This window comes from Rickettsiella endosymbiont of Miltochrista miniata, assembly GCF_964031245.1.
GTDB lineage: Bacteria > Pseudomonadota > Gammaproteobacteria > Diplorickettsiales > Diplorickettsiaceae > Aquirickettsiella.
Window position 1 is genome coordinate 1,136,801 of sequence record NZ_OZ035017.1, and the last position, 19,735, is coordinate 1,156,535.

Genomic DNA, 19,735 nt, shown 5'->3' on the forward strand with positions numbered 1-19,735 from the left:
AATAAAGGGTAACATTTATGCGGAAATCTACAAAAAAACTACATATAGCAATCAAATACAATATTCCTTTAGACTTATCCTTGCAAAAAACACTTAAGGATGCTGTTATAAAAAGAGATTACTCTTCTGTAAGACGTCTTTTAAAAAATGGAGCCAATCCTAATGAGCAAGATAATGAAGGGCTCACTCCACTGCATTTCGCTGCAAAAGATAATAGAGTAGTGATAGCTAGCTTACTCATACAAAACGGTGCTGACATTATGATAAATAATAAAGCGGGCCATACACCTTTAGATTATGCTGTAACCCATAATTTTAGCGCTTTGCAACAATTATTTGAAAAAAAACTTGAACGTATCGTTGGTAAGAATATTTACAATACTATCAGTTTTTTTAAAAACTTTTCTTCTGAAGTTGACAAAAATAGCAAAAATATTTCGAACCATTTAACTATCCCTAGATAATTGTTATATAAACCTCGCTTAAGCAAACATTTGGCGAGGTTTATATATAACCCATCAACGTATTCTATCAGGGACTACATTGCGCATGACTTGTAGCTGCACTTGGCTCACTGACTTCTAAAGCTTGAACGTGGCTGCCAAAAAACGAACTGTTTGATCCACTTCCTTTCATTTCTTCACGCTTTGCTACTACTGAAAGGTCTTGTTTCTCAACAACTCCTGCACCAAAACTATAGGAATACATTTCTAAAAATTTTTGTATAAAGAAAGGGAACCGATTGCATTCAGTAAAAATAGTAAAGTGCGGTACTTTATCATTGGGTGTATGGTTATTTGAAAAATAATCCACTAGCTCCTTAGCCCGATACCGAGGAAGCATTACTTCATCACCACTATGCAATAACAGATTGAATTTTTCGATGTTCGAACCATCAGGATCATCTTCTGCAGTACTGTTGTCGTAAGCTTGGTACTTTCTCTTTAAAACATCATAATCATCAACAAAATCGTAGTTATTCTCACGTTCACCCATAAATAAATATATTTTAGTATGAGGAGGATAATAATTTTCTTCATTACCTGTTGGGTTTATTGAGTCCGCCCATAAACTGAGTGAACGGGCTAAACCTAAGGAAGGAGAAGATCCTTTATTTTCTTCAAGCGCACATAGCGCTAAATTTCCTATGTTTTTTAGTATCAATTCTCTGTCTTCTGCCTTTTCTATCGATTTATTTTCAAAAATAATCGTAGAGCTGGTATTGTAAGAAATTAAACTAAAGTTAATCCCACTCGCGCTACTCTGCACTAAATTCAGCATAAACTTTTTAGCGCGGAGGAAAGTTTCTTCACTAAAGCCTTGCGTTGACGTAGAACATACAAAAATATGCTGGCAATCTGCAGCTTGGTTCACTGGACTTATATCCATTTGAAGTTGTGAATAATCATCTCCTGTTTTAAGATAGTCAGTTAATAAACTATCTTTTTCAAATAGTACAATGCTACTCTTTTTTACGCCCTGGTCATAAGGTCCGGGTGGTAACAAAGATTTAGTATACGCATAGTTTTTTTCTGCGTTCTCCTTTAGAGCCCGTATAGTAGATTTTTCATAACGACAAGGAGGTAGTTGAATGCTACCGGTTTTATCGTTCACGACCAAGAATAGATAAGGCTTTTTGATGCTACCCTCTTCTTCATCTATCTCAGCGAAATCATGCAAACTAAATGGATCAATTAACTGCTTTTCCTGCGCAGTATTTCTATTTCCGCGAAATGTGGTGTGACTTGCACTCGCTGATGATTCTGAAATTAATTTAGCGCCGATTTCCTTGCTGAGTTTTTTTCCTTCTACTATTTCCTTGAGTCTTAATCGGAGTTTATTATAGTTTGGATCATTGTTGGGCTCGCAATGCAATGCTGCATCCTGAATATCGATCGTGTGCTCTCTCGATACATTCCATCTCCCGTCTCGAATCTTTTCAAATCCTCGCTCGGTCGTCCAGGGTATCATTCTAAATAAAGCCAGCGCCTTATTCTTGTCTGATAATGATAGTGAGCCAGTAAAGGATTGTTTCTCAAAATTAGCTATTGCAGATTCAAAGTAGGGTATCAATATTTCATCGCAAAATCCGATTTGATGATTAACGGCCAGCGGTTCTGAATTACTTCTCACCATACCCATATTAACTTCTCTTGCATTAAAAAACGCATCCACAGCGGTTTTGTCTAAAAATCCTCCTGCCATTAAATCATCGGGAGTTAAGCTAATACTAAACCTTTCCGTAATATCGACGCTCGCTATTGGAATACAAATATACTGATTTAATGATCTTATTATCAAATCCACTGACACCCATTCGCCTTTTAATTGATGTACAATTTTATCTTTTTCGTCCACCAAAGAAGCTGTATTCGAATTTTTTATATGCATCCATGGTGACTTATTCAGTAACTGCACCACATACGAAGCGTCATATTTTTCACCTATCCCCAAACCGATAATCCTAGGCAAGCTCTCTCGCTTATCAAGAAAAGTTCGCATGACCGATGGAGCAGGTCCTGCTTTCCGGTCATTAACTCCATCGGTTAATAAAAATATAAGCCCATCTTGCACGTTGGTCTCTTTATTCTCATCAAGCGCTAATACTTCTAATACGCCTAGATCGATGCGCGTACCCCAACTTAACATTACTTGATTTAAAAAATTTTCTAATTTTTTTTCTGTTAATTCTGCTATTGGCTGAAATGTAAAAATACGGGTAACTTTACTACTGAAACTGATTAAACTAATTAAAGCTTTTGCATCTGATTCTCTAATGAAATTAATGAGACTTTTAATCGAACTTTTAGCCATTTCTATTCTTTCACGCCGCATACTGCTACTTACATCCAGCACGATGGCATGATGCACAATTTTTGCAGTAGGCGAAACAGAGACAGAAGGCGCACGAAAGCAAGTTTCTAAACGAAGTAATTTATCAGTTTCTTTTGCAATTGGATCGTGCGGAACAGGTGAAAAGATTTGTATTTGGGTTTCTGCAAGAGAATAATCTAATTTCTGTGGAGAGATCGATAAAGTAATGCTTGGCGTAGTGTTAGTTTGATTCTCTGAATTCATTTTTTTTCTCCTTTTCAAAATAACAAATGTGATCTGATATTAGTCCATCAATGGACGAGTAAGCAAGCCATTAAATATATTTAATTTAAATTAAATAAGAAGAAGATTTACCTCATATTATCGACTTTAAAAAATATATTTTAGTTTTAAAATATTCATGTAAAATTATTAATAAAATAATTTTTTAGGAATTTTTTATGCAGGATTATATTAAGCTGAACGTATTAGAAGGATCATTACAAGTAATTAAAGAAAATAAAATACCTGTTCCAAAAGAAAATGAAATTATTTATGATGCGAGTGCATTATTCGAAAAGCCACTCGAAAAGTCAGAAGCATTTAAGCTTGATAAATTCTCCAACTTATATAAAAAAAGTCTTGGATACGTCAAAGAGCGAAATATGGGGGATTATGGAAAAGGGATATTTACCAAAGGATGGGTTCTTAGCAGTGTAATATTTTTACCTTATACCGGATTGTATATTTCATCGGAGTTGGAAAAAGAACACATTGTAGGTGAGCTATACCATTCCAGATATAATTTGCGCACCGGTCATCAAATAACTTGCCTAACAAAAGAAAATTTAGGTTTAGCACATAGTGCTCAGCATTTACCTACTCTAGAAAATAGAAGAAACGATAGCGCCATCTGTGCTAATTTAATGACTACGCTTATTCACATAAAAATAAAATTTAACAAGAAAATTAATTATTTACATGTAATTGTTCTTAGAAATGAAGAGGATCTCAAAGCTAATTCCTTATTGGGTTATGACTATGGTTTTATTTATTGGAAGAATATTAAATCACCTTATGTGGAATGGGATTTAAAAGGACATATAGTTAATAAAGTGGCTCTGCTTGAAACAAAATTCAAAGAAGAAAGCCTGGTGTTAACAGTGAGTCAAACTCCAAAAACTAAGTATTTCCAGCTGCCAGAGCCCTATATGGTGATATTTCCCAAAGGAATTCGAGAAGAGCTTTTCAATCCCGATAAATTACAGATCAATTTACCTGTAATGCTGGTATCAACAGAATTAATAAAATTGTTTAAAAATGAAAAAACACTTCTCGTTTTACCCATTGTTAATTTTTTACAAGCGAACCATATAAAACCTTTTTTTAAAGATAGCCAACCTAAGTATGTTTTGGATAATGATATGTTATACTTAGAAACAGAATTTCTTGAAAATTTAACTGCCTGTGAGTTAGAGAGACTTATTCCCGCCTTGAATGTACCTGAAATTATCTTTAATGGCGTGGATAAAAAGTACATGCAAGAAGAAAATACTGGAATTTCCAGTGAGTTAAGTGAATTGCTTGAAATTTTAAAACTATCTGAAATCACACCAGATAATTCCGGCCAAAAATTAAAATCGCCTGGATCGAGCCAATTTTTTAAACCTGCGAATAATGAATCAGAAGCGAGTTGTTCACACCAAGCAAGTATAACTAAAAAAAACATTCCATAGAGATAAAGCAATGCCTAAAAAAAGAAAATCAATGCAAACGAAGCAAAGCAATGACTGTAGTTATCTCTATTGGCTATTAGGCGCATTTGCTTCAGGTCTATTCCTAGCGGTTGTATATGCTTTGTTGCGTAATCAATCTAACATGGCTTTAAGTAATCAAACGGTAGCGCTTTCCGATGCCCCTATTCTCACGCAGTTCTTTCCTGCTCCTATAGACAATAGCATCAAATGGCAAGCTTCGATCAAATTTTCTATGGATAAATCTTTTGCAAATACCAACGATCGGACGATAATTCTTGATTATATAAAGCAACAGAAAAAAATATTGTCCTCAACTTCGCTAACCCCCGCAAATAAATTGGCGTTGTCTAAGACAACCATTCATTGGGTTCCCTATTCTTCGGCTCAGCACCCTAAAGGCGGTATTATAGGAGGCTTTGTTTCAGCACCCCGACAAATAGACATTGTGCTGCAGAAAAAATTGGCTACAGAGGAACTTCGATCAATTTTATTAAATGAATTACACCATGTTACAGTAGCTGATATTAATCTGTATAGAATTAGTAACGAGCTAGTAAAAGCATTTCTAATAGAAAAAGGCTTTATTATGTACCCTTTCCTTACCGAACAAGGAAAAATGGATGAAAAATTAAAATCGGAATTAAGTATAGCCGTTGATGAATTTTTCAAGCATGTGGAGCATATTAAAGAGTTATTTAACAAAAAACAGCGTAATGCTTCAGAAGAGAGAGAATTCAGTACATTCCTTAAAACCATAGAAGTTTATCATCCTAAAATTTACCGTTTGATTAGCCCTGATGGCACAGTAGATTTTATGAAAATGGATTTTTCAGGCTTGGATAAAAATTCGCCGCTGAAAAAAATGGACTCTATTTTTTTAGACATAAAAGGATGCCTATTGTCCATGCGAAAACAGGTAAGATTGAACTATTACTTTCAGCGAATAGAGATAACACGCCCTTAGAACTCGCCCGCGCATTTTTATATGACATTACGCATAGCTATAACAAAATAAATACACTCTATGGAAATATCATGAAAAGCGAAGGCGTCAGTGAAAATCAACGACATTCTAGTTTCTTACATGAGATCTCAAGCGAGATAGACGAACGACTTACTCTTAAAATGAAACAAGTCTTTGCCAAACGTTTTAAAAATTATTTTGATAATTATGCTCGATCTTATTTAACGGATCAAGATACTACTCATCCTATTCATAGCCCCACGCTCATGAGGCCAGGGATGAAAGAGACCTATTAGATTTTACTGGTGGGCCGTGATGGAATCGAACCATCGACCAATAGATTAAAAGTCTACTGCTCTACCAACTGAGCTAACGGCCCCGCGAAAACGGAAGCCGAGATTGTAGACAATTTGCTAGTGAATAGCAATCCTAATGCACATTTTTTTTCGATTACTCTGGCCATTGAGAGCAGCGATTCATATCATTTAAGCTTCAAATAACCCTAATATAAATGTTAGGTCTATAAAATTCCTGAAATCCCACCGAACAAACCAAACGAAGCGGTGATTAATAAAATTACTCCAACTAATAAAGCATAAACGGGTTTTAAACGAAATTCTTTTGGTAAGGTACGCAGTGCTAGCAGATACAAAAATCCCAATACTATCGGCAATAATATGGCATTCATAACCTCAACACCGACACTTAGATTTACTAAATTTACACTGCGGGACGCTACCAATATTGCACCTAAGATCAATATTAAGGTATAAATTCCGTAAAACCAGGGCGCTTCTTTAGGATGGTGCTCTAAGGAGCGGCGAAAACCCATCACCTCCCCTAAGCCCCAAGCAGCGGTTAAAGAAACTACAATACTGGCAACTAATGCCGCACCTGTCATTCCTAGCGCAAATAACACTCGACCGGTGGTAAAACCTAAACTGGGAGTAAGGGCATGACTAATTTGTTGGACCGTATTCAGAGGGGCTTGGGGATTTATTTTACCTATGGTCGCCGCAGTCGCAATTAATAAGGACGCCATGATCAATTGCGTAATGATGGCTCCTATGGCGGTATCCCAACGGGCTATACGTAAATGACTGGCATTCAGTCCTTTATCCAACACTGCTGATTGTTGATAAAAAATCATCCACGGCATAATCACCGCACCAATATTTCCAGCCAGCAAATAGAGGTAAGATTTATTTTGCCAAGGAATATTGGTAAAGCCGCTAAGTATTTCATGTCCTACCGGCCTAGCATCCCAAGCGACCCATAAAAATACCAATTCGAATAATCCTATTAAAATAGCAATCCGTTCAACCGAACGATAAGACCCGGTCCAGGCGACGATAGTCAAAAAAGCGACGGCTAAGGACAAGGTTTCCCAGGCCGGAATATTGAAGAGTGCTCCAACCCCCGCCAACCCACTAAATTCACTGAGTATGGCACCAATGCAGGAAACCACTAAGGTCGAAACCGATAACCATGCCCAAGTTTTGCCAAAATAATGCTTAATTAATTCGCCATGACCCATACCCGTGGCAATACCTAAACGCACGGTTAATTCCTGGGCGATATACAGTATCGGCATCAAAATAAACTGTAAAGCCAGTAACTTATACCCCCAGACGGCACCACTTTGGGCGGCAGTAATTAAACTCCCGGCATCAGTATCGGCCAACATCACCACCAAACCTGGGCCCAATATACTCAGCCAAAGTAGCGGCTTTTTTAAGGAACGTGTTTTTTTTAAAATTTGCGAAACAGACATACCTATCGGTTATTTTTAGAATTATTCTTGGTATTTTAGCAATAACCATAGCGACTATCAATACTAATGATAATCATTATCAATTAGCGCTACTCAGTTACTTACATTGAAAAACTGATTTCTGTAAGCAATGGAAGCATCCAAAGCTTAGCGACAATTAAAGTCTAGGCGTTATTTTTTTCGAATGAATGGCCCAATAGAAGCTGGCCGCTAAGCCTAATAAACTTAGAAAACCGAGCAAGTTGGCGAGTGCCTGCCAACCCACGGGAAAAATAGCAAATAAGCGGGTATTTCCAGTAATAGATAAAGGGATGGCGAGTAATACATCCATCAACGCGGCACCTGCTACTAATCCGCAACTGAGTAAAATCGCATCGTGTTGTTGAAAATTCGGTTGCGATGCGGCACCTTTATCAATTTTTTTTTGTAAAAATAATTTAACACTATAAGCAAACAAACTCCCGATAAATAAGGGAGTGGAAGAACTTAAAGGTAAATAAATTCCCATGCCTACGCCTAGCAAAGAAATATTAATTTTGGTCAGTGTATTCACAAGAATTAATACCAGCATAATAGCCGCACCCAACCCTAACATGTTCCAGGGCAAATCATGATTAAATACACCTTGGGTTAAGCCGGCCATCATAGCGGCAGGTGGCGCCGATAAGCTTTGTTGGAGATCCATACCCGCATGCGGTAATACGTTGGTAAGTCCATACACATTAAAAAGTAATTGCATTACCATTGGAATGACTAAAGCAGCTATGAGCACACCCAGTATTAGCATGACTTGTTGCTGCCAAGGAGCTGCACCAATAAGATGCCCTACTTTCAAATCTTGAATATTATCATTTGCAATACATGCGGCACCGGCTACTACCGCTCCGATGATGATGGTCACAGCCGCTGCATTGAGTAATTGTGAACTTAACAATTCATGTCCTTTGAAAAACAACAATAAGCGTAAAATTAATGCCATGAATAATAGGCCTGAAATAACGATGGCCGATCCTGGACTAGCTGTTACACCTACTAAACCGGAAAAATAACCGCAGAGCGCTGCAAACACAAAACCTATTACCAACACATACAGAACTGCACCGATGATAAATAATTGCGGCAATGAAAACATTAAACTGTGAATAGGTAATAAATAATCGAATAAAAAATAAATACTCACAATAACCAAACCTAAACCCGCGAGTAGATAATTCAATGGTATATCTTGCTCAGTAGGCAATAATGGCGCTTTTAATGGTTGAAACAAACCTTGCAGTGATAAACGCAAGCTAAGATAAAAAGGATGGAATAAATTTAATAAAGTCCATAATCCGGCCGCTAGCATTGCGCCTAAACCAATATAATGAATATCGCTTGCGTATGCGGTTAAATTTTTTGCCAAAATAAAAGTGTTACCCGCCGGAATAAAATAACTTAATAAGGGCAGAGTTATTCCCCAAGCAACAAATGCTCCTAACAACAAGCTTAGACCTACATTCCAACCAATTAAATAACCCACACCGATTAAGGCCGGCGCAAAGCCAAAACCAAAGCCAATAATATTAGTTTGTCCAAATACGATCCATTTTTCAGTGGATACCGCAATAACTTTTAAACCGGTTTGCGCGAATTCCAAGCCAGCACCCAAACTTGTACCGACTAACATTTTCTTAATATGAAAGCTTTGTTTTTGACTTAACTGTAATACTTCGGATATCGCGCGCGCTTCCGGAAAATAAAGTTGTGGCGTATTGATCAAAATTTTACGTAGCGGAATCGAAAATAAAATACCTAATAATCCACCTAATAAAGCAATCGCACAATTTGCAAAATAAGGAAAATAATGCCAATAACCAATGATGACTAACGCAGGAATGGTAAATACTATGCCGCCGGCAACCGCTTCTCCGGCAGATGCAGCGGTCTGAATCAGATTAGCTTCAAAAATATTCCCGTTATGGAACAAACGTAGTATTGACATCGCTAATATGGCTGCAGGAATCGACGCTGAAGGTAAGATCCCCACTTTTAAAGCAAGGTAAGTACTTGACGCAGCCAATAATATGGCTAAAAAAATCCCTAAGACTATCACTCTTAAGGTAATAACACCAACTGACTGTTTCTTATCCTCTTGCATGAGCATTCAATTTAAATAAAGTCGTCTTGAATATAATCTTTTAGCACTTCTGGAATCCGTATTTTTCCTTCTTTAGTTTGATAATTTTCCATCAATGCGACTAAGGTCCGCCCGACGGCTAAACCGGAACCATTAATGGTATGGATCAATTCTATTTTACTGGTTTCTGGATTACGCCAACGTGCTGCTAAACGACGTGCTTGAAATGATTCAAAATTACTGCACGACGAAATCTCACGATAGGTATTTTGACTAGGCAGCCACACTTCGAGATCATAGGTTTTTGCTGAACTAAAACCCAAATCGCCGGTACACAAAGATACGACGCGATAAGGTAATTCCAATTTTTGCAGTATCGATTCTGCTTCTTGAGTTAATTCTTCTAAAGCCTGATAGGAATTTTTAGGTTCGACAAAACGAATCAGTTCTACCTTTTCAAATTGATGTTGACGGATCATGCCGCGTGTATCTTTACCATAAGAACCCGCTTCACTACGAAAACACGGTGTATGGGCAACGTATTTTTTAGGTAAATCCGCCGCAGCGTAAATGGTATCACGAGCAAGATTAGTGACCGATACTTCGGCGGTAGGGATAAGATAAAAGCCATGCTCGCCTTTCATACTAAATAAGTCTTCAGAAAAACCTGGTAATTGACCGGTACCGATTAAGCTTTCCGTATTGGCGATATACGGCACATAGACTTCTTGATACTTATGTTCCTTAGTGTGCATCTCTAACATAAATTGTATCAACGCGCGTTGTAATCTTGCCAAACGACCATACAAAACAACAAAACGCGATCCAGCAATTTTGCTGGCACTGGCAAAATCCATCAAGCCGTTTGCTTCACCTAATGCGACATGATCTTTTACTGCAAAATCAAAATTAGGGATTTTCCCCCAGTGACGTTGCGTCTTGTTTTGAGATTCATCCTGACCTACCGGTACTGATGCATGAGGCAGATTGGGGATAGTCAAATAAATAGCCGACAATTCTTCGAGTATGTCCTTGAGCTGGGCTTCACATACTTCACGTCGTTTTTTTATCCCGGCAACTTCTTCTAGTAAGGCCGTGATGGATTCACCTTTGGACTTTGCTAAGCCTATCGCTTTTGCACTGCGATTGCTGGTGTTTTGCAAGGTTTCAGTTTCAGATTGCAATTCTTTGCGACGGGTTTCTAAACGCGAGACTAAGCGTGTATCGAGTTGATAGCCGCGATTAGCCAACTGCTTGGCGATTTCTTCGATTTGAATATCGTTACGTAAATATTTGGGATCTAACATATAATGCCTAGATTGCTCTTTTTTAAAACGGGTATACTGAAAAGTAATTATGACTGCAATTATCATCGATGGCAAAGCGATTGCTCAACAAACACGTCTTGCGTTAAAGCAACGACTTGAACAACGACGTATTCAGAATCTTAAAACGCCTGGTTTAGCGGTCGTTTTGGTCGGTGAAGATCCGGCTTCGCAAATCTATGTCCGTAACAAGCGGGATGCTTGCCGAGATATAGGGATGAATTCTTTTGCCTATGATCTGCCACAGCATACCACTGAACTCGAGCTACTTAATTTAATTAAAAGCTTAAACTCTGATCCGAAAGTGCACGGTATACTCGTTCAACTGCCTCTTCCTGCTTCCGTGAATACCGGGCACATTTTAGATAGTCTCGATCCGAAAAAAGATGTCGATGGTTTTCACCCCACGAATTTAGGACTCTTAGCTCAGGGTCGAGCTTTTTTACGTCCTTGTACTCCTTATGGTGTGATGCGTCTATTTGATTATGAAAAAATTGCATTAAAAGGTTTAAATGCGGTCATTGTGGGAACTTCAAACATCGTGGGCAAACCGATGGCTTTAGAACTGTTAAATGCAGGATGCACTATCACACTTTGTCATAGCGCCACACGTGATTTACAGCAACATGTTCAATGTGCCGATTTATTGGTGAGTGCCATGGGTAAAGCAGGTATTATTCAAAGCCAATGGATCAAACCCGGCGCCATTGTAATTGACATTGGTATTACGCGCGCACCGAGCGGAAAACTACATGGCGATATAGAATTTGCCACTGCTAAAGAAATCGCCGGTTATATTACACCCGTCCCCGGTGGCGTCGGTCCTATGACAGTGGCAATGCTATTAGAAAATACTTTATTTGCTGCTGAACAGAGTGATGTTTAGTAATAATTTTAAATAGAGTAAACACCTAGATTGGTTATGGGATAAACATTTAATTCGGTTTATAAATAAGCTGTTACACATCAAACTTAGCAACGAGTCAATGTAGGAATAGCATCGTTTATAGATTGCGAAACTTCTATAACGGGCGTTATTGGATGTTTGCTCGTATCTTTATATCTAAAAAATTCGGTTCTCCGGCATGTATTAGCATTTTGCATCAGAGTGGTAATGTCTTGGGATACTTGACGAGGTAGCCAGCTAGGATCATAGGGTATGGGAGAATATGCCTCTGCTTTAGAGGCTTTTTCCGTAAATTCTTTTTTCGTCTTAGCTTTTTTTTCTACTGTTATGTGAAGCACACTATATTCTCCTTCGTTACATGTTTCACATTTACCTAAATCAGTATCTAGATTGTAAAAATTTTCTTGTGATGGCTCGCTTGCATCATGGCCATGAACAAAACTAAGCCTATATGTTGGTTTTTGCTCAGGCCGTTGAAGCTCCTGATAGCTTCTATTCCAAATAAATTTAGAGATAATATTTTCAAATTCCAATAATTCACGGATCTCATCTTTTTGTATATATTCTTTTTGAAATTTGGCATTAATGTTATCTATCGTATCCGTTAACTCAGTTAATTTCCCATCTTTATAAGATATACCAAGCTCGCTTGTTATAGATTGAATTGAATTCAATCCTGCTGGAGCATGCGTGTATAATACAATTTGCTTTTTTTTATTGGTGTTATGCAACGTATATCCAATTAACTTTAAATTTGGTTTATAAACGGTTTGGTAAATAGTAAATATTTCAGCTTTATCAATTAATTTTTTATCGATAAGAACTTGCAAATTCATCATCGAAGTAATAAACCTAGCTGGTAAGTTGAGCGAATTAAATTTACCATGCTGATTTAGTTTCTGTCTCTCATAAGCTGTTACAAATTCTGCACTATGATTAGAAAGTAATATTTCAAGTAGAATTCCTTGCTGGTGTAATTTTTGCAAAATTTTTAGAGTGAAATAATCATTGTTTCCTCTATCAGCCAATTCGTCACCAATGAGTCTTACTATTAAATTTCGATTTTCAAAGCATTTAATCTTTTTTAAAATTTTATTAAATAAATTAAGATCTTGTTTTCCAAGCATAGCAACTGGTTTTTTATAGATATCAACTAATTTCTTATAATCCTTAGCGTCTATATTTTTTATGATGCCCTGTTTTATAAGAAAATAGAATAACTTGATAGCATTTCCATGTAGATCGCCAATAGTATGCTCATTTTTATCATCATTCATAGGTTCTGATTTTAAATCAAGTATAGGAGCAGTATAAATATCGACATTTTCTCGTAATAATTTAATAGGCATTTTAGTTAATTTTTTTATATTATGGGCGCTTATTTTATAATCAGCTTATCACAATTTCCACCGCAAAATGAAGGTATTCAAGATATAAGCATAACTAAAAATACAATAGGTAATAATTAAAAAATTCAACCGCTCCTTTGCTTAGATATTTTACCGAAGTAAATCCTGCTGCTAACAATATTTTTAGCGCCTGTAGACTTCTCTTACCGGAAAGACAATATAATATGATCGTGTGATTAAAATCTAATTCATTTAATCGGTAAGCTAATTCTATTAAAGGAATTAATTTACCTCCAATATTTTTATCCTTATGTTCTGCTTCAGAACGCACGTCGACTAAGGAAATATTACTTTTTTGTAATAAATGAATCAATTGTTTGGCAGATAAGGCATAATTTTTTAAGGATATATCCTCCGGACAAACAATTGTAGAAATCGGCTCATGGGCAAACTCACGATAAACACATAATTGACAATCAAGATTTTTACTCAAATGAATGTCTTTAAATGACATTGCTAATAGATCGACCATCAGTAAACGTTTTACTAACCCCGTACCAATTTTTAATATCCATTTGATTATTTCTGTCGCTTGCAGAATACCCAACAAGCCGGGTAACACGCCTATAACACCGTCAGTTGCGCAATTAACGCTAGTAGGGGAAGTAGCGTATGGAAACAAACAATGCAAACAAGGATTTTCTTGGTTAGCATGAAATATGGCACAGTAACCTTGAAATTGTCCTGCACTCGCATAGACATAAGGTTTGTTAAACTTAAAACACGTATCGTGAATTAAATAACGCGTAGCAAAATTATCTGAGCCGTCAGCAATAATGTCATATTGGCTAACAAACCTATCTGCATTGTCTGGTGTTAGTTTTTCTGTATAGGAATTCACTTCAATAGAAAGATTAAGCGCTAGAAGTTGTTCTCTTGCTGAAGTTGATTTTGCTTGGCCCAGATGTTGTTCGCGATAAAGTATTTGTCTGTGTAAATTAGTGAGTTCCACATTATCATGATCAACTATTCCAAGCTTACCCACACCCGCTGCTGCTAAATAAAGTAGTAAAGGTGATCCTAATCCGCCAAGCCCTATACATAGTACACGAGCATGTTTAAGTTTTTTCTGTCCATGTAAACCGATTTCTGATAATTTAATTTGTTGCGCATAACGTTTTATTTCATCAACTGAAAGGTAGGCATGCATTATCTTGGTCGATTTATTTGTAGTAAAAATTCTTCAATTATCGCACCGGGATCACTCGCTTGTGTAATCACTGAAATAACTGAAACCCCATCCACTTTCGACTTTATAATATCGGGTAAACGATCAAGATTAATACCGCCGATCGCAACCAGTGGATAAGAAAGTGTTCGTCGCCAACACTTTAGTTGCTCAATGCCTTGTGGTTGAAATGACATTTCTTTGCTGCTGGTAAAATAAATCGGTCCACAGGCAATATAGGATGGATTATAGACATGCGCTCGTGCGACTTCATAATAACAATGGGTACTCACGCCTAGATATAATCCAGCATGATAAATCGCATCGATATCTGCGTCATGTAGATCTTCTTGACCCAAATGCACCCCTGTTGCATTAAAACGAATAGCTAGTTGCCAATAATCATTAACGAATAGCTTAGCTTGGTATTTTTTTGCGAGAAACACACTCCGCTTAATTTCTTTTTCTAAAAGTAATGCATTCGTATCTTTAATGCGTAATTGAATACATTTTACACCTTGCGTTAATAATTTTTCTACCCATAAACTGCTATCAACGATAGGATACAAACCTACTCTACAAGGCTTAAAAACCTGCGGCAATTTTAATAAAGGTTTTGCGCAAAGATAAGGAAGATCAGCTTGTTCTTCTGGCCATCCACTATGAAAAAATTTTAGCGTTTGATTTTCTGTATAAGCTTTACGCAAACCACGATGCACATACATTTTTGCAATAACAATGGCATCCTTAAGGGAATAGTTGCGCACTAAACAGGCGGCAACAGCGGTATAAAAAATCGCTTTCGTCATTATTATAGATTGGTTTGGTAAACGTGGAGTCGCTATCCAAAACGATTCTTCTTGATTACACCAATAATCATGACAAAAATAATCGTTTTTTAATTGACTAGCTTTGATTAATACGCTTTTAGCGCCCAATTGTAACAAGCGCTGCGTTGCCTCTTGTATGTCTTGATAAGTATTAATCCTTACCTGAAATAATTTTTCCACTTCCATCAAATTGCAGATTAGGAGATCCGCACAAGGAAGTAACGTCATAAAATCCGTAATATTAGATGCAGTGTATTTTGTTATTGTCTCGATCAATGTTAAGGCTTGGACATTAAAATTTTTCAGTGTTTCTAAATCAATTGTATCGCTATCCCCTGGCGTGTCTGAATAATTGATGACTACTCGCTTTGCTTGTTTCATACTTTATTTTCTTGCAACCAAAATGGCGTATCAATTAATGATGTACTGGAAGGAAAGACATCAAAATCTTGCTTTATTAAAATTCTCGCTGCTTTAATTAATTCAAAGGGTAATGGGCAGTTCCTAATAACAAACAGCTATTTAAAGTTTTTCCAATTAGATTCCACATAATTACCCCCCTTGCATGGGAATTAAAATATCTACGCAATCATTTAACTGTAACAAGGTTGTTTTAAAATCTCTGCGGGCAATCAGCTTATTATTTAGGATGACTGCAAATTGTCGCTCAAAACGCATAAGATTTTTTATCAGTCACTATCTGTCTGGGTGTCAGTGATGTAACGTGTGTGTTGAAAAAATCTGATATAGGCCAATAGGATGTAACCGATTCTTGGCCTAGCTGAAAAATCACACGATCGGCTTTATCACATTCAGAAAAAGGCGTTAATAAACCCGCCGCAGCCGAACTGCAGTTACTATCCCCTTGCTGATCATCAAAAAGCGTGACTTGCCAACCCAGATTATGTAATGCCAATGCCAGCAACCGGCCCATGATGCCCATTCCTACAATACCGGCTTGCATCATCATTAGCTTGCAAGACAATCCGCAACAGATGGTATTTCTGAGTAAGGAATTTTTGGTAAAAATTGATTGGTATAACAATCCGCTATAGCAAAATGTTCGTCGATGATATTTAAGTGTTTGGTATAACGACCTACCTTATCCCAATCGCGTTCAACATTTAATAAAGTACGGGAAAAAAATGGTAAACTATGCATGAAAATCTTTTGATACAGCGGGGTACGTAATTGTGGTTTAGCTTGGCATAATACTTCGTAAGCCTCTTCAGGTTGTTCGGTAGTCAATGCAGCGCCACGTTGTGTTGCCCGCAAAAAAGATTGAGTTAATTCAGTCTGTAACAAAGTTTTTTCTGGCACAATCAATTGTATAGAGCAAAAACAACAGCAACCCAATCCAGCCAGTTGATCGATACGTAAAAAAACCGTTTCGCCATGCAGATGTTCTAATTCAAGTTTTTGAAAATTAATAAAGCCAATACCCGCATCAATTATATCCCGACAAATTGCATCGGTAACATTCATCCCAATACGTACGGTTGTATAACTTTCTGGATCAATGCCGGCAAGCTTAGCCAGATCATCAATGATTTTCTTTCCAAACTCGCCAATATAACCAATTCGTTTGTTCACGATGTCATGGAATTGACGGATTCCACTTGATTTTAAAGCAATTAAACCCGTAGGTGGTTCATCAAGCAGTGTGCCTATCGAAGTGACTGGATATCCTTTAGCTCGAGCTGCGACAGTATGGATCATCGCTTTTACACCAAAATCAACCGTCCCTAAACCAACTAACTCAGTTACATCGCTAGGATCATTGGGTTCGAGTATGGCCAGTTTAATGCCTTCTTGTGCATAAAAGCCTAATTGCTGCGCGACAATAATCGGCGCATGATAAGGATTCGTATACCAATTGAGTAATAAGCTAACTCGGGATTTTAATGCTGACATGGCCATCACCTCTCAAAATAAATAAAAAATGGAGATGGCAAAAGGTAAACATCCCTATAAGAAATATGGAATGAATTTTTTGAAGGCGATCCTTACGCTGATATGAATCAGTTCAAGTTCGACGGGTCATATTCTCAGCCGGTTTCCCGACACCCCGCGCCATCTAACGAATCAAGTCTATGCTAAATTTTAATTTTTGTTAAGCAGAATATTTTTCCAACAAATAACTAAACACTGTTAATATCGCCATCGCTTCTCCGCCTTCGGGTCGGCCGGGTCTGGTATTGACATTGTAAGCGTTAAAATCAAAGTGTAACCATGTTGTCTCTTCACTAATAAAGCTACGCAAAAATAAAGCTGCGGTAATAGCACCAGCAAAAGGAGAAGAACCGCAATTATTTAAATCGGCGAATTTAGTGTCAAGTAATTTTTGATACGGTTTATACAAGGGCAAACGCCACACCGGATCCTGTTGTTGTTGACTATGCTGGATAATATCCTGCGCCAATTGTTCTTGGTCGGTAAAAAAGGCACTTATTTCTGTTCCGACTGCACCTCTCGCTGCACCGGTTAACGTAGCAAAATCGATTAATAACTCTGGACTTTCACTATCGGCTTCACAGAGTGCATCCGCTAAAATAAGACGACCTTCCGCGTCAGTATTTCCAACCTCTACCGTTAAACCGTGTCGAGTTTGAATAATATCGCCGGGTTTATAAGCGTTGCCCGAAATCAGATTTTCCACTGCGGGAATTAATACACGTAAACGCACCGGTAACTGATGCGCCATAATCATTTCGGCCAAGCCGATAGCATTCGCGGCTCCACCCATATCCTTCTTCATAGCCAACATATTGCCGCTAGACTTTAAATTATAGCCACCCGAATCAAAGCATACACCTTTACCCACTAACGTAATTTTTGGATGCTTGCTATCACCCCACTTTAAATCAACTAAACGTGGCTCATGACAACTCGCTTTACCAACGGTATAAATAGCGGGATAGTTAGCGCTGAGTAAATCTTCACCGACTATTTGTGTTACTGTGGCATGATATTTTTTGCCGATCTGAAATACATTTTCTACCAGTTCAGCTGGATCCATGTCATCTGCCGGCGTATTAATCATATTACGGACGCGATAAATCGCATCAAGCTTTATCATCAATTCCGTATGACTCTTTTTCGAAATGAGCAATTGTACTAAAGGCCGCGTTGATTTTTTATAACGGTTAAATTCATACGCACCCAAACCCCACGCTAAAGCAATCTGTTCCAGTAATTTTGGTGTGTCGATATCTTCAACATGATAATGGCCTTCTGGTAATACATTGGGTAGCAAACCAAACGTCCAAAAGTCCGCTGCATCATTACGTATCAACAAAACCTGTTGCAGTTGCCCCGCTGTTCCTGGAAGTAAACTATAACTTCCAGGTTTTGCGGTAAAATTAATAACTTGTAACCACTGCTGTGTTACTTTTGGCTGGCCCGCTAACCAAGCTTGCCATTGTTCTGGCAAAATGGCAGCGATAGGAATCGAGCGCGACGACTCGTGAATAAAACAATTAAGCACTCAAAACCTCCCGAGCTGAAACATAAGGCTTATCAAACACATTCGCCACCGCTTGATGTGTAATGCGACCACGTGAAATATTCAAGCCATTACGTAAATGCGCATCTTCCGCCAAAGCTCTATAAACGCCCTTATTAGCTAACGCTAAAATGTAAGGTAGTGTGGCATGTGTCAAAGCAAACGTAGAAGTACGTGGCACCGCACCCGGCATATTACTTACGCAATAATGAACAATGTCATCGACAATATAAGTAGGATCCGTATGTGTTGTCGGTCGACTTGTCGCAAAACATCCGCCTTGATCGATGGACACATCCACCGCTACTGAACCTGGACGCATTTTTTTTAATAATTCTCGTGTTACAATTTTCGGCGCTTCAGCACCGGGTACTAACACTGCGCCTATTAATAAATCTGCCAACGGCACATATTTTTCTATGGCATCTTGTGTGGAAAAAATGGTATTTAGTTGTCCACCAAAGTGTAGATCTAACTCTTTTAGTTTAGCCGCTGATTTATCCAAAACAGTCACTTGCGCTTCTAAACCTAAGGCCATGCGAATGGCATTACTACCCACTACACCGCCACCTAAAACAACAACGCTAGACGATGCAACCCCTGGGACACCGGATAATAAAATACCGCGTCCGCCTTGTGCTTTCTCTAAACAATGTGCGCCCGCTTGTATCGACATACGTCCTGCTACTTCACTCATAGGCGCTAATAAAGGCAAGCCTCCTCGAGCATCGGTGACTGTTTCATAAGCTATAGCGGTACAATTCGATGCTAATAATAATTCCGTTTGCTTTTTATCGGCGGCCAAATGCAAAAAAGTAAATAAAGTTTTTTCTTCATTTAAATAGGCACATTCTTGTGGCTGGGGTTCTTTAACCTTGAGGATCAGATTACCTTGTTGAAAAACTTCTTGTGCTGTATTAAGTACAATAGCGCCGGCCTCTCGATAGTCATCATCTGAAATATCAATGCCACTCCCTGCATTCGTTTCAACAAACACCTGATGACCATGATCAGTCAATTCACGAACAATAGAAGGAATAATAGCGACTCGATACTCATGGTTCTTAATTTCTTTAGGAACGCCAATATGCATATTAACTCCGTATAAAAGAATGCTACCAAGTTTGTATTACTCGCAGCACAATATAAAAATTAAAAATAGTCCG

General features: G+C 37.9%; 16 protein-coding genes, 1 tRNA gene and 1 riboswitch. Of the genes, 5 read left to right on the forward strand and 12 right to left on the reverse strand.

From position 1 onward, the window contains the following. Positions 1-17: 17 nt before the first annotated feature. Positions 18-464 carry an ankyrin repeat domain-containing protein gene (locus AAHH40_RS05190; protein ID WP_342219622.1) on the forward strand — a complete coding sequence of 149 codons (447 nt, stop codon included), beginning with the start codon at positions 18-20 and terminating at the stop codon, positions 462-464. Positions 465-531: 67 nt separating this feature from the next. Here the strand turns inward: AAHH40_RS05190 and AAHH40_RS05195 are convergent, their stop codons facing one another. Then, entirely contained in the window at positions 532-3,078 is a 2,547-nt protein-coding gene (locus tag AAHH40_RS05195) for a vWA domain-containing protein (protein WP_342219623.1), read from the reverse strand. 197 nt (positions 3,079-3,275) lie between these two features. Here AAHH40_RS05195 and AAHH40_RS05200 point away from each other — a divergent pair, with 197 nt between their 5' ends. The 3 genes from AAHH40_RS05200 to AAHH40_RS05210 all read left to right on the forward strand — a co-directional run bounded on the left by AAHH40_RS05200 (position 3,276) and on the right by AAHH40_RS05210 (position 5,831). Continuing rightward, positions 3,276-4,550: a hypothetical protein gene (locus AAHH40_RS05200; protein ID WP_342219624.1), complete on the forward strand. Its 1,275-nt coding sequence runs from the start codon at positions 3,276-3,278 to the stop codon at positions 4,548-4,550. 31 nt (positions 4,551-4,581) lie between these two features. Then, complete coding sequence (locus AAHH40_RS05205; protein WP_342219625.1) at positions 4,582-5,535, forward strand: hypothetical protein; 954 nt, start codon at positions 4,582-4,584, stop codon at positions 5,533-5,535. Positions 5,536-5,606: 71 nt separating this feature from the next. Beyond that, positions 5,607-5,831: a hypothetical protein gene (locus tag AAHH40_RS05210; protein ID WP_342219626.1), complete on the forward strand. Its 225-nt coding sequence runs from the start codon at positions 5,607-5,609 to the stop codon at positions 5,829-5,831. Between the two features lie 7 nt (positions 5,832-5,838). On the opposite strand, the gene AAHH40_RS05215 is transcribed toward AAHH40_RS05210, so the two are convergent. From AAHH40_RS05215 to serS, 4 genes are all read right to left on the reverse strand, one after another. Then, positions 5,839-5,914: transfer RNA gene (locus AAHH40_RS05215), tRNA-Lys, on the reverse strand. 141 nt (positions 5,915-6,055) lie between these two features. Then, positions 6,056-7,309, reverse strand: a complete 1,254-nt coding sequence (locus AAHH40_RS05220) for a divalent metal cation transporter (protein WP_342219627.1) — start codon at positions 7,307-7,309, stop codon at positions 6,056-6,058. A 157-nt stretch (positions 7,310-7,466) separates the two neighbouring features. After that, complete coding sequence (locus tag AAHH40_RS05225) at positions 7,467-9,446, reverse strand: OPT family oligopeptide transporter (RefSeq protein ID WP_342219628.1); 1,980 nt, start codon at positions 9,444-9,446, stop codon at positions 7,467-7,469. 11 nt (positions 9,447-9,457) lie between these two features. Further along, positions 9,458-10,732, reverse strand: a complete 1,275-nt coding sequence (serS, locus tag AAHH40_RS05230) for a serine--tRNA ligase (protein ID WP_342219629.1) — start codon at positions 10,730-10,732, stop codon at positions 9,458-9,460. A gap of 49 nt (positions 10,733-10,781) precedes the next feature. On the opposite strand from serS, the gene folD reads away from it, so the two are divergent. Beyond that, positions 10,782-11,636, forward strand: a complete 855-nt coding sequence (gene folD / locus AAHH40_RS05235) for a bifunctional methylenetetrahydrofolate dehydrogenase/methenyltetrahydrofolate cyclohydrolase FolD (RefSeq protein WP_342219630.1) — start codon at positions 10,782-10,784, stop codon at positions 11,634-11,636. A gap of 86 nt (positions 11,637-11,722) precedes the next feature. On the opposite strand, the gene wip is transcribed toward folD, so the two are convergent. The 7 genes from wip to ald all read right to left on the reverse strand — a co-directional run bounded on the left by wip (position 11,723) and on the right by ald (position 19,662). Continuing rightward, entirely contained in the window at positions 11,723-13,006 is a 1,284-nt protein-coding gene (gene wip / locus AAHH40_RS05240) for a Dot/Icm T4SS effector Wip (protein WP_342219631.1), read from the reverse strand. 94 nt (positions 13,007-13,100) lie between these two features. Further along, positions 13,101-14,219, reverse strand: coding sequence for a ThiF family adenylyltransferase (locus AAHH40_RS05245; RefSeq protein ID WP_425287981.1), 1,119 nt, complete (start codon positions 14,217-14,219; stop codon positions 13,101-13,103). Next, positions 14,216-15,445 (reverse strand): thiamine phosphate synthase, encoded by a 1,230-nt coding sequence (gene thiE, locus AAHH40_RS05250; protein ID WP_342219633.1) that lies wholly within the window; start codon positions 15,443-15,445, stop codon positions 14,216-14,218. The genes AAHH40_RS05245 and thiE overlap by 4 nt, the downstream gene beginning before the upstream one ends. A gap of 286 nt (positions 15,446-15,731) precedes the next feature. Then, positions 15,732-16,034 carry an FAD-dependent oxidoreductase gene (locus tag AAHH40_RS05255; RefSeq protein WP_342219634.1) on the reverse strand — a complete coding sequence of 101 codons (303 nt, stop codon included), beginning with the start codon at positions 16,032-16,034 and terminating at the stop codon, positions 15,732-15,734. After that, positions 16,034-16,978, reverse strand: a complete 945-nt coding sequence (locus AAHH40_RS05260) for an ABC transporter substrate-binding protein (RefSeq protein WP_342219635.1) — start codon at positions 16,976-16,978, stop codon at positions 16,034-16,036. Before AAHH40_RS05260 ends, AAHH40_RS05255 begins: the two co-directional genes overlap by 1 nt. Positions 16,979-17,049: 71 nt before the next feature. After that, positions 17,050-17,145: riboswitch (TPP riboswitch) on the reverse strand. A gap of 32 nt (positions 17,146-17,177) precedes the next feature. Beyond that, positions 17,178-18,551: a leucyl aminopeptidase family protein gene (locus AAHH40_RS05265; RefSeq protein WP_342219636.1), complete on the reverse strand. Its 1,374-nt coding sequence runs from the start codon at positions 18,549-18,551 to the stop codon at positions 17,178-17,180. Continuing rightward, positions 18,544-19,662, reverse strand: a complete 1,119-nt coding sequence (gene ald / locus AAHH40_RS05270) for an alanine dehydrogenase (RefSeq protein ID WP_342219637.1) — start codon at positions 19,660-19,662, stop codon at positions 18,544-18,546. The genes AAHH40_RS05265 and ald overlap by 8 nt, the downstream gene beginning before the upstream one ends. Between the last annotated feature and the right edge of the window lie 73 nt (positions 19,663-19,735).